General features: G+C 54.5%; 15 protein-coding genes. 13 read left to right on the top strand and 2 right to left on the bottom strand.

Going from position 1 to position 16,166, the window contains the following annotated elements; genetic code table 11:
- Window positions 1-681: 681 nt before the first annotated feature.
- The 10 genes from murQ (at window position 682) to BCV73_RS16590 (ending at window position 10,960) form a co-directional block, all read left to right on the top strand.
- Window positions 682-1,596 carry an N-acetylmuramic acid 6-phosphate etherase gene (gene murQ / locus BCV73_RS16635; protein ID WP_089547960.1) on the top strand — a complete coding sequence of 305 codons (915 nt, stop codon included), beginning with the start codon at window positions 682-684 and terminating at the stop codon, window positions 1,594-1,596.
- 34 nt (window positions 1,597-1,630) lie between these two features.
- A complete protein-coding gene (locus BCV73_RS16630; protein ID WP_076171073.1) occupies window positions 1,631-3,052 on the top strand; it encodes an ABC transporter substrate-binding protein in 1,422 nt (473 codons plus the stop codon).
- A gap of 89 nt (window positions 3,053-3,141) precedes the next feature.
- Entirely contained in the window at window positions 3,142-4,044 is a 903-nt protein-coding gene (locus tag BCV73_RS16625) for a carbohydrate ABC transporter permease (protein WP_089547959.1), read from the top strand.
- Window positions 4,045-4,176: 132 nt separating this feature from the next.
- Window positions 4,177-5,037 carry a carbohydrate ABC transporter permease gene (locus tag BCV73_RS16620; RefSeq protein ID WP_076171078.1) on the top strand — a complete coding sequence of 287 codons (861 nt, stop codon included), beginning with the start codon at window positions 4,177-4,179 and terminating at the stop codon, window positions 5,035-5,037.
- A 1-nt stretch (window position 5,038) separates the two neighbouring features.
- Window positions 5,039-6,241, top strand: a complete 1,203-nt coding sequence (locus BCV73_RS16615) for an anhydro-N-acetylmuramic acid kinase (RefSeq protein WP_089547958.1) — start codon at window positions 5,039-5,041, stop codon at window positions 6,239-6,241.
- A gap of 21 nt (window positions 6,242-6,262) precedes the next feature.
- A complete protein-coding gene (locus tag BCV73_RS16610; RefSeq protein ID WP_089547957.1) occupies window positions 6,263-7,231 on the top strand; it encodes a GNAT family N-acetyltransferase in 969 nt (322 codons plus the stop codon).
- Window positions 7,232-7,235: 4 nt separating this feature from the next.
- The gene (locus tag BCV73_RS16605; protein ID WP_089547956.1) at window positions 7,236-7,940 is read left to right on the top strand and encodes a PIG-L deacetylase family protein; all 705 of its coding nucleotides are present in this window, start codon (window positions 7,236-7,238) and stop codon (window positions 7,938-7,940) included.
- Window positions 7,941-8,040: 100 nt separating this feature from the next.
- Entirely contained in the window at window positions 8,041-9,180 is a 1,140-nt protein-coding gene (locus tag BCV73_RS16600) for an exo-beta-N-acetylmuramidase NamZ family protein (RefSeq protein ID WP_089547955.1), read from the top strand.
- A gap of 22 nt (window positions 9,181-9,202) precedes the next feature.
- Window positions 9,203-10,123 carry an N-acetylglucosamine kinase gene (locus BCV73_RS16595; RefSeq protein WP_089547954.1) on the top strand — a complete coding sequence of 307 codons (921 nt, stop codon included), beginning with the start codon at window positions 9,203-9,205 and terminating at the stop codon, window positions 10,121-10,123.
- A gap of 312 nt (window positions 10,124-10,435) precedes the next feature.
- A complete protein-coding gene (locus BCV73_RS16590) occupies window positions 10,436-10,960 on the top strand; it encodes a DinB family protein (RefSeq protein WP_089547953.1) in 525 nt (174 codons plus the stop codon).
- 8 nt (window positions 10,961-10,968) lie between these two features.
- Here BCV73_RS16590 and BCV73_RS16585 read toward each other — a convergent pair whose 3' ends face one another.
- Window positions 10,969-11,583 carry a DUF1796 family putative cysteine peptidase gene (locus tag BCV73_RS16585; RefSeq protein ID WP_089547952.1) on the bottom strand — a complete coding sequence of 205 codons (615 nt, stop codon included), beginning with the start codon at window positions 11,581-11,583 and terminating at the stop codon, window positions 10,969-10,971.
- Between the two features lie 156 nt (window positions 11,584-11,739).
- On the opposite strand from BCV73_RS16585, the gene BCV73_RS16580 reads away from it, so the two are divergent.
- Entirely contained in the window at window positions 11,740-12,273 is a 534-nt protein-coding gene (locus BCV73_RS16580) for a pyrophosphohydrolase domain-containing protein (protein WP_089547951.1), read from the top strand.
- Window positions 12,274-12,383: 110 nt separating this feature from the next.
- Here the strand turns inward: BCV73_RS16580 and BCV73_RS16575 are convergent, their stop codons facing one another.
- Window positions 12,384-12,587 (bottom strand): hypothetical protein, encoded by a 204-nt coding sequence (locus tag BCV73_RS16575; protein ID WP_076171102.1) that lies wholly within the window; start codon window positions 12,585-12,587, stop codon window positions 12,384-12,386.
- Window positions 12,588-12,881: 294 nt separating this feature from the next.
- Between BCV73_RS16575 and BCV73_RS16570 the strand changes: the two genes are divergently transcribed.
- Complete coding sequence (locus BCV73_RS16570; RefSeq protein ID WP_089547950.1) at window positions 12,882-15,128, top strand: hypothetical protein; 2,247 nt, start codon at window positions 12,882-12,884, stop codon at window positions 15,126-15,128.
- Between the two features lie 39 nt (window positions 15,129-15,167).
- Window positions 15,168-16,166, top strand: a complete 999-nt coding sequence (locus BCV73_RS36135; RefSeq protein WP_343219906.1) for an SMI1/KNR4 family protein — start codon at window positions 15,168-15,170, stop codon at window positions 16,164-16,166.

Genomic DNA, 16,166 nt, shown 5'->3' with positions numbered 1-16,166 from the left:
GCGGCTTTTTTGCGTTTTCATGGTTTGGGACAATTTGTTGTTTAGCTCCTCGCCAGGAAGGAACAGCCTGCGCGAGAGATGATTGTTTAGTTGTGTAAATGAAGGAAGCCGGAAGGGCGTACCGATGACTGTATATTTCATTCCATATCTCGAAATGTATTCGCTAGGCTTGCATTAATCCCTTCATCTAAGATGGAAAAGGCTCCTTCCTCATAGAGGAAGGGCCAATTTTGCGGTGAAATTTTATTTCGCGAACCAAGGAGCATATGTGTTGTATTCATTCGGTATGAGGAAAGTACGAGGTAGTGTTTACTGCTGAACCTAAGGCAGTGTAGTGTTGCCAAGCAGTGAGTTAATACTCACTGCTTTAAGTACTTCTGTACAGAGCAAAGCGATTGTACAGAGCATTGCCCCCTGCAGCAGCGAGTGTTTGGACGGGCGAACGTCTTTGGCTTTGTGCGAAGCACAAAACAAGATAGAGAGCCCGGCCAAACAGGAGCAGCCCCAAGAAAGCGAGACCGGCCAAACAGAGCAGCCGCAGCCTGCACTTTTTTACAATTACCATAAAAGAATATTATTACTTCCGAAATAAAATATTATTTCAAAAACCGTTGACCGGAATGAAATTTATCGTTATTATGAAATCAAGAAATAGAAGTCAACACGGATAGGGGGATGGCTATGGATGAGTATCTGGCGGGGTTAACGACAGAAGGGATCAACGATAAAACATTGAGTATAGATGAATGTTCAACCGAAGAGATGGTTCGCCTGATGAATGAACAGGATTCCAAGGTTCCGGCTGCAGTCGCTGCAGAGATACCGCAAATTGTAAGGGCGGTGGACACACTCCATCATGTGCTGAAGAATGGTGGAAGAATGTTTTACGTTGGGGCTGGATCTTCCGGCAGGCTCGGTGTGCTGGACGCTTCTGAATGTCCTCCCACGTTCGGCGTGGATCCCTTGCTGGTACAAGGACATATTGCCGGAGGAGACGGAGCACTGAGAACTGCTGTTGAGGGTTATGAAGACAATGCTGAGGAGGGGGTCGCTTTAATTGAAAGGTGCGGCGTGACAGACAAGGATGCGGTTATCGGCATCAGCGCCAGCGGAAGCGCGACATTCGTCATCGCTGCCTTGAAGAAGGCAGGGGAAATCGGAGCCGCTACGATCGGCGTCGTCAATAACAAAAATTCCAAAGTGGAGCACGTCTGCGACGTATGCATAGCACCTGTCGTAGGGCCGGAAGTGATCATGGGATCAACCAGATTAAAAGCGGGGACTGCACAGAAAATGGTCCTGAACATGCTGACCACCTGTACGATGGTGAAGCTGGGCAAGACCTACAACAATCTCATGGTGGACTTGAAAGCAAGCAATATCAAGCTGCGGGACCGATCGGTGCGTATCATAAAGACAGCAACCGGGGTCGATGACAAGACGGCACTTTCCTATTTGGAAAGCGCTTCCATGAATTGCAAGCTGGCGATTATGATGATCAAAACCGGCTTGGACGCCCAGGCGGCGGAACAAGCGCTGGATCAAGCCGAGGGGAGCCTGAAGAAGGCGATCCGCAATTTTTCGAAAGTGGTCTAATACCAGAGGATATCCTTGAGGAGGCATGTTGTTCATGAAGAAAAGAATGCGTGTATTAGCATCCGTATTTGCCGTAAGCATGGCACTGACCACACTGACGGCCTGCGGCGGCAAAGGCGATTCCAAATCGGCCGAAGCGTCCGATCCGAACGCGAAAGATACCATTACGGCGCTGCTGCCGCCGGTATCGGGCAATTTCCAGGACACCTTCGCGGACATTCAAAAGGAATTTACGGAGAAATATCCGAACCTGACGCTGAAAATCGAACCGGCCAGCTGGGAGGACATGACACAGAAGCTTGATACCCAGGTGAACGCCGGCAGCCCTCCGGACATTGCGTTTATCGGTTCCGACGGCATCTCCAAATACGTTGACCAAGGCATGGCGCTTGACATCAAGGACATCGCCACACCGGAAATGATCAACGATTACGACAAAGGACCGCTGGAATACATGAAGAAAGGCGACGGCCTGTACGGCTTCCCGGCTTATATGGAAGTCCACGCGCTGGGCGGTAACCGCGAGTTCCTCGAGAAGGCGGGCATCGACTGGAAAAAGGTACAGCAGCAAGGATGGACCTTCGATGAGTTCCGTGAAGCCATCAAGAAAGGCGTCGTTTCCGAAGGCGGCAAAACGTCCCGTTACGGCTTCGTATTTGCTACGGCCGGCGTCACTTCAAAAGACTACTTGGGCATTCTGATCAAAAATGCAGGCATGCCTTCCGCATTTACGCAAGATTTGAAATACGCGTACACCAGCAAAAACTATCTTGAAGTACTTAAGGATATCCGCGCATTGATCGACGACGGCTCCATGCCGAAGGAATTGAGCTCCATTGACGCGGGTAAACGCTGGAACATGTTCCTGACCGGCCAAACGATGATCACCGGTAAAGGGATGGCGACCTTCGAAAAATCCGCAAATACGAACAATGAGAAAATCAAAGCCAACGACGGCAGCGCGGTCAAAGGCAGCATTCCTGTGACTTATACGGTTCTCCCGGTTCCGTCTTTCCTTGGTGAAAAAGCCGTTTCCAGCGTAGCGGTTGACGGTTACGTCGCATTCCGCGGCAAAAAGGAACCAAGCGAAGCCCATAAGCAAAACGTCGTGAAGGCGCTGTACTTCCTGGCCAGCGGCAAAGTAGCCGCAACCACGAACAACGACCTGTTCGTCGCTCAAATTACGGAAAGCGGCAGAAAAGCGGCAGAAAGCATGCCGGTGGAACGCGACGCGGACAACAAGGCAGCCGTTGAAACGATGCTGAAGAACGCGGCGCCGGCCCGTCCGGACATCCCGGCTGAGCTGGAAGCCAAAGCCATCAAGCTGGAGGACGAAGTGATCGTTCCGAAGCTGCAGGCACTCATTGCCGGCGAGATCAAGCCGGAAGAGATGTACGATGCCGTCAAATCCGCCGCGGTTTCCGCGTTCGGTGAAGACGGAGTAGTGAAAGACTAATCCCTGAATCAAGCGGATAGCCGTGTGCGGGTCACGCGGCTATCCGATATATAGGCTGTAAGAAGGGATAGGAAAGGAGTTTCGCAAAGATGGCTCAACTAGCTAAACCGGCCAAAAGACGCAGAATTAGGGGAGACGGAGCCTGGGCGTATGCTTTTATCGCCGTTGCTTTGGTGGTCTTCGCCATGTTTACCGCTTATCCGGTCGTGAGCGCGTTTATTATCAGCTTCCAGAAATACAAGCCGATCGGCTCGGAGTATGTGGGGTTCGATAACTACATCGCCACATTCAAGGATTCCTTGTTTTGGAAATCGGTGGTCAACACGGTCGTATACACCATTCTAACCGTCCCCGTATCGTTAATCATTTCCTTCGCCATTGCGATTCTGATCCTGCCGCTGAAGAAAAAGCTGCAGACGACGTTCAAGGCGGTCTATTACCTGCCTGCAGTCGCTTCGGGTGTTGCGCTGTCGGTGGTATGGCTGTGGATCTTCGATCCGATGCCGGAAGGTATTTTTAACAAGCTGATCGGCTTGTTCGGCATCAGCAACCAGAACTGGCTTGGCTCCAGCGCCACGTCGATGTTCTCGCTGGTCCTGATGGCCTGGCTGTCCAGCCACGGCACCAGCATTATCATTTATTTGGCCGCGCTGCTCGGCATCGATTCCAGCTATTATGAAGCCGCCGATTTGGATGGCGCCAACTTTTTTCAGAAGCTGTGGTACATCGTCATTCCGAGCCTGAAGCCGACGACGCTGTTCCTGCTGGTTACCGGGGTTATCGGTTCCTTCCAGGTGTTCCAGAACGCGTATCTCATGACAGGCGGCGGCCCGGACAACTCGACGACGATGGTAGGTCTCCTGATCTTTAACAACGCCTTCAAGTACTTCGAATTCGGTAAAGCGGCAGCCCAGTCCCTCGTGCTCGCAGCGATTATCGCGCTGATCTCGCTGGTACAGTTCAAGTTTATGGGCAAAGACGTGGAATATTAAGAAATACGTCGCTAAGGCGTCATTTCACAGAAGACAGACCGCGCTTCGCGGAAGTTTTTCTTGCGAGATCAGGATGCTTAAGCGAAAGAAGTTATACTTTCTGATCTCTTAAGTAAGGAGGAAGATCCGAACATGGCACTTTACAGCGAACATACCGGAAAGCCGGCGGCAAAGCGCGCCAGAAACGGTGTGATCATTATCATTTTGATCCTATTTGCATTAGCAACGATTTTCCCCATTTATTTCATGATCATGTCGTCCTTTGGCGATCCGATCGAAGCGGGGGCGGCGAACTATTCCCTGTTTCCGACCAAATTCACGCTGGACTCCTATAAATTCTTTTTTGATTACAGCGAATATTCGTACCGCTGGCTGCTGAACTCGCTGATCGTGGCGACGACGGTTATGGTATCGAATGTGTTTTTCGCCAGCCTGGCGGGTTACGCGTTTTCCAAAATCAAGTTCAAAGGCAGAACGGTTCTGTTTACGATCCTGCTGATCGCCATGATGATCCCTTATCAGGTGACCCAGGTTCCGCTTTACATTTTGATCGTCAACATTTTCAATATTCAAAACACCTACAGCGCCTTGATTTTGCCGGGCCTCGTCACGGTCTACAACATTTTCTTGGCCAAACAGTTCATGGGCAGCATCCCTGGGGAAATCCTTGAATGTGCCAAAATCGAAGGCTGCAACCAGTTCCAGATTTATTTCCGGATCATCCTGCCATTGTCCAAAACGGTGCTGGCGGTCATGGCCATCCTGACCTTTATGGACAGCTGGAACACGTTCTTCTGGCCGTTCCTCGTGACAAACACGATGGATATGCAGACGATTCAGGTCGGTCTGAAAAACTTCCGGTTTGCGAATACGACCTATTTTGCGCCGATGATGGCGGGTGCCACCATTTCCGCGCTGCCGATGTTCATCCTCTTCTTCAGCCTGCAAAAGTACTTCCTGGAAGGAGTCACGGTGGGAGCCGTGAAGGGCTGATATGGGGACAAAGGGAGAAAAAGCGGAGCTCCGTCGTCCCCGGTATGCCGTTGGTCTGATGTCCGGGACGTCGGTGGACGGCATCGATGCGGCAGTCGTGGAAATCAACGGCAATCGGGAGGAGCCTCCAGGCGTGCGTCTGGTCGCTTTTGAAAATTCGCCTTACCCGGCGGGTGTCAGGGAAGACATTTTTGCTTTATTCGATCCATGCAACGCAACCGTTGACCGAGTTGGAAAAATGAATGTGCTTTTGGGAGAACTGTATGCCGAGGCGGCTTTGTCCGTGATTGGAAAGGCGGGGCTGTCCGCCGGGGACGTTTCAGTGATCGGTTCACACGGTCAAACGATCTACCACGCTCCAAGCATGGAGCCGTACCATGGCCGTAACGTGCATTACACCGTGCAGATCGGAGAAGGTGCGGTCATCGCGGCAAGAACAGGGATTCCTTGCGTGTCGGACTTCCGGCCGGCGGACATGGCTGTCGGCGGCCAGGGAGCGCCGCTGGTTCCCTTTACCGAATATTTGCTGTACCGGGAGGAACACCGGACACTGCTGCTGCAGAACATCGGCGGCATCGGGAACATGACGGTGATTCCGGCCGGATGCAGCCCCGGTGAGGTATATGCTTTCGACACAGGCCCGGGAAACATGATCATCGACGGGGTCGTGGAACGGCTGTATCCGGGACAATTAACGATGGATATTGGAGGAGCGATCGCACGGTCGGGCACCGCCGATCCGCGTCTGCTCGGCCGGCTGCAGCAGGAGGCTTACTATTCGCAGCCGCTGCCGAAATCAACGGGCCGCGAGCTGTTCGGCTCCTCTTATATAGATAAGCTTCTGCATGATGCCGAAGCGCTTGGCATGGAGGCGGAAGACATTGTCGCCACAGTGACGATGCTGACCGCCTGGTCGATCGGCGACGCCTATCGCAGATATGTGATGGCAGGCCATCCCGCCGAAGCGATGATCGTTGGCGGCGGAGGCAGCTACAATCCGGTGCTCATGGAATGGATCCGTCAGGAGATGGCGAAGGCAGGCGTACAAGTGCTGACTCAGGAGGCCATCGGCCATAACAGCGATGCGAAGGAAGCCGTAGCGTTTGCCGTTCTTGCGGATTACGCGATCACCAACCGGCCGAATAACCTTCCGCATGTGACCGGCGCTTCCAGACCTGTCGTCATGGGCAAAATCAGCTATTAAAGGGATGGAGGAACTAACCAGATGGTTGTAACCACTTGGAGTGACCAATATACCGGTGCTGTCATTGACTTGTGGAACACGGTAGCTGTGCGGGACGGCTACAAGGAGATGACGGAGGCAAGCTTCAGCGGCATATTTACGGATAATCGCTATTTCGATCCGGAGAACACGTTTGTTCTCGTGGAAGAAGGCGAAGTGAAGGGCTTTGCCTGCGGCTGCACCGGCGGCGATCTGCCGCTTGGAGATCATGCGGGGTACATCACCTGCATCGTGCTTGCCGACGAAGCCTGCACGGATGACAACTACAAGATGATGCTGGAGCATCTGGAAGGGCGCTTTCAGTCGCTGGGCAAAAAGCAGGCCGACGTGCTGTTTTTCAATCCGATGATGCTGCCCTGGTACATACCGGATACGCCGCGCCACGAGCATAACAATGCGCCCGGTGTGCCGACAGGCAGCAGGCTCCATTCGTTTTTGCTGGGCCAGGGATACGTCGAGAGGGCGCAGGAATGCGCGATGTATCAGAATCTGTCTTCGTTCTCGATCCCGCAAGAGGTTCGCGGGAAAGAAGAGAAGGCCAATGCCGAGGGATACACGGTTGAGCTGTTTGACCAAGGCAAGCATCACGGCGTTAAGGACATGCTGCAGGGCTTTGATAATCCGCTGTGGCAGAAGGAAATCGCCCAATCGACCGAAGACGGGGTGCCTGTCGTCGTGGCGGCGCGCCACGGTAAGGTGGTCGGATTTGCCGGTCCGGTTATCCGCCAGGAGAGCGGGCGCGGCTATTTTGCCGGCATCGGCGTTCATCCCGAGCATGAGGGACACGGACTCGGCAGCATCCTTTTTTTTAAGCTGTGCGAAGCATTTCAGCAGATTGGGACGGATTATATGTCCCTGTATACCGGCAGCACCAATCCGGCTATCCGGATTTACGAGAAGGCAGGGTTTAAGACGGTCCGGACATTTTCGATCATGAGAAGGGAGTTTTAAAGCGATGAGCGAACAGAAATTGACGATTATGGCGATTGGCGGCCATGTTGGGGATGCGGAACTGACGGCGGGCGGCGTGCTTGCCAGCCATTCCTTGAAGGGCGACCGCATCGTCACGCTGGCACTGACGGCAGGGGAACGCGGCGTGCCTGCGGGTCAGGATATGGCGGAGTACCGCCAGCAAAAGGTGAACGAGGCCAAGGCGTTTGCCGACATGCTGGGGGGCGAGTCCATCGTGTTCGACATTCCCGACGGCGAGCTGAAGGATACCGAGGACATGCGTCTGAGAGTATGCGACGAAATCCGGCGCGTGAAGCCGAACATCATCATTACCCACTGGAAGAACAGCATGCACAAGGACCATGCAACGACGCATAACATCGTGAACGATGCGCGCTTTTTTGCCGGCCTGGCGTCCTTTGAGCGGGAACTGCCCGCGTTTTTCGCCTCCAAGCTCTACTATGCGGAAAACTGGGAGGATGCAGTGGATTACAAGCCGTACGTGTACGTGGACTTTTCACAGGAGGCTTTTGACCTGTGGGTGAAAGCGGTATCGCAGCATTGGTTCGTCACGAACAGCAAGTCCTTCCCATATCTCGAGTACTATAAGCATCTGGCGCGCGTGCGCGGAATCGAGGCGCGTAAGGAGTACGCAGAAACGTTTATGATTCCGGCGGAAACGATGCGCCTGCGCCAAAGCGAACTGTAAGCGGAGCCAGGCATTTCATGCCCGCTTGTGACTGTGACGATACCTCGGTTACAGTCATTTTTTTAGGGACGTACACTAATTTCATTACCAGGAGGTCTCAATGATCGCTAACGGAATTGACCGGATCGAAGATTATGCCCATCTGCTCCAAGGGAAGCGGCTCGGGCTGATTACGTCACCGACGGGCTTAAACCGTAAATTTGAATCCACCATTCAAATCCTGCATGAGCGGTTCCAGCTGACGGCGCTGTTTTCGCCGGAACACGGGGTTCGGGGGGATCAGGCAGCAGGGGCGCAGGTTGAAACCTACCGGGACCCGATTACCGGCGTGCCGGTGTACAGCCTGTACCGCAAGGACTCCAAGCGGCTGAGCGCGGAAATGCTGGATGAAGTGGACGCCGTCGTTTACGATATCCAGGATGTGGGCGTGCGCTACTATACGTTCATTTATACGATGCTGTACGCCCTGGAGGATTGCGCCAATGCGGGAAAAGAGTTCATCGTCCTCGACCGGATCAACCCGCTGGACGGGGTGACGGTGGAAGGCAACGTCCTGAAGCCCGGCTTTGAATCGTTCGTCGGCAATTACCCGCTCGCCGTCCGCTATGGCTTGACAGCCGGCGAGGTGGCGTCGATGGCGAACGAGCAAATGGGCTGGAACGCCCAACTGCATATCGTTCCATGCGGCGGCTGGGACCGGAACATGCTGTTTCCCGAAACGGGAAACCTCTGGGTCATGCCGTCGCTCGGGCTGCCGCGCTTTGACAGCGCGCTCCTCTACCCGGGAACCTGTTTGTTCGAGGGCACGAACCTGTCCGAAGGACGGGGGACGACGGCGCCTTTTGAAATCGTTGGCGCACCGTTTGTTGAGGCGGAGAAGCTGGCGGACGAGATGAACGGCATGAAGCTGCCCGGCGTCATTTTCCGGCCGGTTTATTTCAAGCCGACGTTCTCCAAGCATGAGGGCGAGCAGTGCGGCGGCGTGCAGCTGCATATTACTGACCAGCGGGCGCTGCAGCCGCTCGAGACGGGAATCCGGCTGATGTATACGCTGAAGCGGAACTATGAAGCATTCGAATTTTTGCCGCCGCACAAGGGCAACAAGCTGCCGTTCATCGACCTTTTGGGCGGGGATGATCTGTACCGGAGCGAGCCGCTGGATCTGCCGGCCTTGCTGGAACAGTTCCGTGAGGAAGCTCGCTCGTTTGCTGACATGAAGCAGCAGTATCATATTTATTAGACAGACGAAGGAAGGGATGACGATGCAGTACGTAGCCGGGCTGGATGGCGGCGGAACGAAAACGGCGGTCGCCGTCGCCGATGAGAGCGGCGAAGTAATCGCCGCCTTCGAATCCGGCGGCATCAATTACAACGGGCAGGACGAGGCCAGCATCGAAGCCAGCCTGCGCGACATGCTTGGGCGGATCGGCGAGGCCACCGGCGGGCTGGACCGCTGCGCCTATCTGTGCATCGGTGCCGCGGGGGTCAGCAATCCCGCCGTGAGTGCCCGCCTGACCGCCAAGGTCAGGGAAAGCGGCTATGCGGGCGGCCTCCTGATCACCGGCGATCAGGAAACGGCATTGAGCGGCGCGCATGAAAGCGAGTACGGCATGATCCTGATCGCGGGCACGGGCTCGATCTGTTACGGCCGCAACGAACGTGGCGAGACCCATCGCACCGGCGGATGCGGTCACCTGATCGATGATGAAGGCAGCGGGTACGCGATCGGCCGGGATCTGCTGTCCGTTCTGGTCCGGGCCCATGACGGCCGGCTGCCGGAAACGGTCATTACGGACCTGGTCTACGGGAAACTGGGCCTGAAATCAATACGGGACATCATCGGCTACGTGTACGACCCAGCCCGGAGCAAAAAGGACATCGCCGCGTTGGCGCCGCTGCTGACCCGGGCATGCGAGCTCGGCGACCCTGCTGCTCTGGGCATTGCGCAGCGCAGCGCGGCTTCGCTCGCCGAGCTGGTAACGCCCGTTGCCGAGAAGCTGGCGCTGCAGACAGGAGCGCTGGCCATGGCCGGAAGCGTGCTGCTTAACAACGTGTATATCCGGGACGCTTTTCTGGAGCGGCTGCAGGAACGCTATCCGGAAATCACCTGCATCACGGCCAAAAGAGACGCGGCCAACGGTGCGGTGCTGATGGCGCTGAATCGTCTGCGGGGAGCAAAATAGCAACATGACCAACGGTGAACCGTGAAGTCGACCGCCAACCGGCGCCAATAGCAAAACCTCCTTTCCTTGCGGCATATGCCGGCATGATAAAGGAGGTTTTTTCGTTGTAATCCTTAAGATAATGATAAGTTTCTCATACCTTCGTTTGGAAATGAGTCGTCATGCCGGCTGGGCTCCATGTCAGTACCAACCATCATGACGGATACCTGAACGATCCGCAGGAAGCAGGATATTTCAGCAATACGGAAGAAATAGGTAGGCATAGAGGGGCGTATAATGCAAAGGAAAATCGGAATGAGGTGCGCATTACATATGGATGACTTTGAGTTGATTGAAGGATACCGCCTTGATTTGCAAAAGTATTCCGCCTGGCAGTTGCGGTACATTCCCGGAGCCGAGATCTGGTCGATCGGCCAGATGTACGATCATCTGATCGCCGTTGCCATGGAGTACCTCGACTTTGTCCAAATTTGTGCAGAGAGTACGGGGGAACAGCCGCTGGGCAGAACACCGGCTGGAGATGACGTGTTCCGGCGCGGCGGCTTTCCGCCGGTCAAGATCAAGCTGGAAGGAGCGCAGGCCGCCAGTCCGAATAACGCGTTAAGCGGCGAGGAACTGGACGAGGGGCTGGCTAAGGTGATGGCAAGAATGCGGGAGTGGGAGCTGAAATTGGAAGAGATTCATCCGGGCGGCAAAATCCGGCACGGCGGCTTCGGCTGGCTGAATGCCCAGGAATGGTACCGGCTGATCGGCATGCACTTCCGCCACCATTTGCGGCAGCAAACGGAGCTGGAAGAGCGGCTGCCAGCGCATCCCGGGGAAAATAAAAAAGGATGATAACCGGGTTAACTGCGGATCGAATAGGGAGCAAGCACCTTTTTCCAAGCTTCGGCATCCCCTTCCCAGGTCGACCCGGCGGGCATCCGAACGATGCGGATCCGCGGGTGTCCCGAATCGATCTCGGCTGTATCCGGATCACTGCTGTGCAATACAAATAAATATCGGAGATGTGGATTTGAGTAGCTGTTCTCGATCGTCTCGAATATACGGAAGGCATCTTCGGTATGCTTGACCGTCCGGATCAGCAGCACGTCTTGGACGGATGAGAGGCAGCGGTTGAAGCGTCCGATCCGGCGTTCCAGCCTGTCGCGGAATTCTGGATAATCGAAGAGCGGGGGCAGCTTTGGATCGTATTTAAAATCGTGAAAGGACAGGCAGTTGCTGGCCTTATCCCGAACATAGTGGCAGTTGACCGAATGGCTGTAGACCTCCAGGTTCGGCAGCAGCATAAACCGTTCAAATCGCGATTCAAGCACCTGGCAGAAGCCCGGGGTTGAGGCGAAGTTGAACCAGTCGAAAGGACCGGCAGCCGTGCGCAGCCCGCTCCTCCGCAGCTGGGAGGCGACCTGGCAGCTGCTGCCTAGACTGAATATGGCATCGAAGGACTTAACCATGGTCATGGTCAATTCCCCCTTTCTGAGTACAGGACTGAACCTATCATATTCGCGACGCTCTTTATCGGAAACGGCATGAATCTATTTTCTACCAAAATGCTGTGACGATAAATTTGCTATAATACTAGAGATTACACCGATAAAGGAGCCAGAGAAATTAACATGACGGAATCCAAAACGTTGGGAAAAACCCAATTTCAGCAGGTCCGCGAGTTTCATGTGGGCTTTGACTGCCCCGCTCCGGAAGAGCCGCAGGCTTTGAACGACAAGCTGGCGATGAACCGCGCCGCCTTTATTATGGAGGAAGTGATTGAACTGCTGCATGCCACGGCCGGCAATGACGACAGGTTCCAGGCATTTTTCGCCGAGCTGATGGAACGGGCGCAGGATACATACCGCAAGCAGCAGCAAAAAGCTTATCCGGAGGACAAGCTGATCGGCCAGATCGATGCGTTCACCGACATTCTGTACTTTGCCAACGGCGGATTCGTCGAAGCGGGCGTGGAGCCGGACCGGATTTTTGAGCATGTCCATACCGCCAACATGGGCAAGCTCTTTCCGGACGGAAAGCCGCATTATAACGACGTGGGCAAAGTGATCAAGCCGGACCATTGGGAGCGGGACTTCGCTCCGGAACCGAAAATCGCGGCGGAGATCACCCGGCAGATCGAGCTCGGTCCGAAGCGGTTCAAGTAAGGCTGCAGGGGATTGGGAACCAAGAGAAAAACGGCTCATGGCGGATGGAATATCCGTTCATGAGCCGTTTCCCTTTATCTAAGTATGACCACCAATTATGAAAGTAAAACTTAGTAGTTAGCGCCGTGATTGAACGGCTTGATTGCGTCCTTCGTGTCGTAATTAGCGCCGTGATTAAACGGCTTGATTGCATCCTGTGTGCCGTAGTTTGCACCGTGATTGAACGGCTTGATTGCATCCGCCGAAGCCACCGCCGCTAAGAGTCCGCTAAGAAGTCCAAGCAAGATTACTGTCGAGAGAATCGTTTTTTTCATCTTTTAATTCACTCCCATAGGTAATTTTATTAGACAACGGTGTAGTCAAATCTGCAAACCTCTGATTAGCTTGTCTACGACAATATTATCAGAAAATGTAAAAGTCTGTAAAGGGTTATCGACAAAAAAATTCAACTTTTTCTTTCCGTAATTCGTATAACAAGAAGAATGCTCCGGACAGCTGCAAAAGAAGCCGGAAATTGTCCGGTAGGGCGGTAAAAATATTGTCATTACCTGGCATTCGCAGCCGCGTCTATGATAAGTTCATAGGGAATGGATAAAGGGGAGGAATCGATGAAGAAAAGGATCAACCTGCTGAATCTCGTATTTTTTGTGCCCGCGGTCATTTTGAGCTTCGCGGTTTGGAACGATTACAAGCAGGACGTAGCCCGTGTTGAGGACCGTCTGCAGACGGTGGAGGGTTTGTTTTACCTGGATGGGGGGAGCAAGGTCATCAGCCTGACGGATGGCTCTGACGGTATGGATGCCATTCTTTACGATGCGGCGACGCATCAGGAAGTAACTACGATCCATTTGCGCTCCAACATACATAATCAGTTTGTAGGCTCCTATCAGAAAGGGAATCTTGTGATTGCTACGACGGATGACAGTTCCGGGCTGCAGTTGAACGTCATTGGCCCCGGCGGCCATGTGGAGGAGCTTGTTCAAGGTACGCTGGAGTTTGACGGCTTTTTAACATCGGCCGTTCATCATTGGAATGGCCGCATGCTGGTCGGAGGGGAAACGGCAAATGACACCTTCGTCGTCGGCGAGGTGAAGAACGGAGTATTCCAAACGGCTTATCTCAACGAAGACACCGGCCTGCCCGCAAGGCCGACGTCAATGTCCGAAGTCATGGGCAGTTTTAACGACAGCCGCGCCGTCCCCCTCTATGAACTGGATCTGAAAGATGGCAGCACCGCGTACGTCAGCGGCCTATTGAATGCACAGCACAAAGCGGCCATACGGATCAGGCCGGAGGGAGGATCTGGCTTTGACGCAGAGGATCTAGCGGAGCAGCAGTTTGCCGCACTTGCCGGTGTGGATCCTGCCCGGCTGTGGAGGACCGAATCCGGTGAACCGAAGCAGGTGCGGACCTACGATGCGGTCAAAGGTGATTGGGGGAGTGTCGTTAAGACCCCTGCTCCGATATATCAGGCTGCTGTCTTTCCGCTGAACGACCGCGAGACGCTCATCTTCGGTTCGACGGCAAAGGACGAACGGAAAGGCCAAGTCACCGGATATCTCTACGACCGGCAGATCCGGTCGTTTATAGACTTGTCCCAGCCATTGTCTAGCCTGGAACCGGAGGATGTAAGCAGCGGTACGCTGTCCTTTTTCAAGGAAACCGGAGATGCGACGCTGTACTTTACCGACGGAGAAAAGTCGGCCGGCTGGCTGAACGTTAAAGGGGGCACGCTTACCCGCATGACCGGCGAAGCGCTGCAAACCTGGCAGATGGCCGAAGGCGCCGACCGGATCTCCTGGACAAGCTTCGCTCATTATTTGAAGCGCGGCAATGCGCTTGTCATCAACTGGGCGATTTGGCTGCTGATCCCGCTGGTGCTGTTTGGTGGTCTCGGACTGCTGATCCGGATCATGACAGCCAGACAGAAGAAGTTTACGGCCGAAGGAACGATTGTGCAGGGAACGGTAACCCGACTGCAAGAGACCGGAACCTATGTAAACGAACAACCGATGATCCGCTTTGACATCCGTTTCGAGGATGAAGGAAGGATGAAGGAAACGAGCATTAAGAAAGTGGCTTCATACCTTCATGCCCCGCGCGTGGGCGATCCCGTGCTGATCAGCTACAGCCGCAAAAAAAATCGCGCGGTATTCGTGACCGGTGACGATCTGCCTCAAACCGCGCCCGAGGTCATCCGGGACGCCGTCCTGACGCGGATCGACAGCTATGGCAAGGCAGGCCGCGGTGAAGCGCTATTGCTTCATTTCGATACCGGCGGACAAACTTGGGCCATCCCGGTAGTGCAGGCGAACGGGTTTGTCTACCGGACCGGGGATAAGGCGGATCTCATGCAAATCGGCGGCGTCACCCGGCTGTACAATTACAACAGGACACGTGACATGAGAGGGGCGGACCAGCTGACGCTGGAAGGTGAGGTGATCCGGATCGAGCATATTCCCGTGGAGATCGTGAACAGACAGCTGATGCTGTTCGAGCTGCTGCTTTCCCATGGCGATCAAAGGTCGCGCAAGGTGAACAGCCAGTTCGTGCCGGTTCGTCTGCCAGTTGCGGTAGGTGCCGTCATCCCGGTGTCGGTGAACAAGGGGGAGTATGAACAAGAGCTTCGCCTCCTTCAGGGCAAGCAGGGCAGCGCCAACGTGACGGCAGTACAGTTTGATGGCACCGTCGGCGAACGGCCATTTGCCCGCATTACCGTTACAAAAAACGGAATTTCGTACCGAATTGAGCAGTCCATCGAACCGTTATACGGCGTGGAAGTCGGCGATGACCTTTGGATCGCTTATGATGAAGAGACAAGGGAAGCCGTGATCGTACAGTACGCCTCTGCGTAAATAAACATCGCCGGTGTTGGGAGAGGAGAGAAAACGACGATGAATAATGAAGATGCACAGCTGCTGCTGAAATGCCATGCTTTTACCCATAACCGCATAGAGCATTGGAAAATGGAAAACGGCTTTCTGGGCAGCCTAAGGCCCTTCCGCGGGGAGCTGCGCGAGGGGAACCTTCATGAGGTTATGGCCGCCTTGCGCACGCTGTCGGACGAGCTTGGCCGGGATCAGGTGAACCGGGAACTGATATCCAGCCTGTGGGGCCTCTACCATTTGGCCCGGGCCTGGGCTTTGGAGCCGGAAGGCATGCTGCGTTCGAACGGCCTGCTTTCGAAGGCACAGATCGAAACGATGGAAACGTGGCTGAACCTGATATCTTATGCCGTCATGATCCTGCTGGAAAATGGCGGTGAGGAGGAAGCGTTCCACGGTTACCGGGAATACGTGCGCAGCCGGGTTCTTCCCCTGAAAAAAGAGCTGGAAGCACTGCTCCCCGGCAAAATCCAGGACGAGGAAATCCTCGGTCTATATGATCAATATAGGGATCATGGCGGGGCGGCACCTTCGCGTCTGGATGAGTTTGAGAAGAAATTCAGCATCCTTCTGCCGGAGGATTTTCGCGCCTTTTATGAACAAAAAGACGGAAGCGGCTATGCCTTTCATATCCTGTATCCGGGTGAGGACGCGGAAGAGGCGGCTCCTTTTTATCTCATGTCCCTCGCCGAAATGGAGGACGTCAAGCGGTATTTCTGCGAGAGGGATGAACTGCTGGAGGAATATTATTCGCCGGAGGAGATCGCCAAGCTGGATCGCGAACTCAAGCCCTACCTGTTCCACCGCCAGTGGTACCCATTTGCGAGCATGGCCGGAGGGTCGCTGTATCTGATGCTGGACCTGGATCCGAGCGATGAGGGGACGTATGGGCAGATCATCAGCTACATCCATGATCCGGATTTCGTGTATTACACGGCCGACTCGTTCACGTCCCTGCTGCGTGAGTCCAACCGCAATCTGGCCCAATTGGAGGAAATCGAATACTGA

The organism is Paenibacillus sp. SSG-1, assembly GCF_002224835.1.
GTDB lineage: Bacteria > Bacillota > Bacilli > Paenibacillales > Paenibacillaceae > Paenibacillus_AQ > Paenibacillus_AQ favisporus.
Note: the sequence above shows the minus strand (reverse complement) of the source record. Positions and strands in the feature narration are given on the sequence as shown.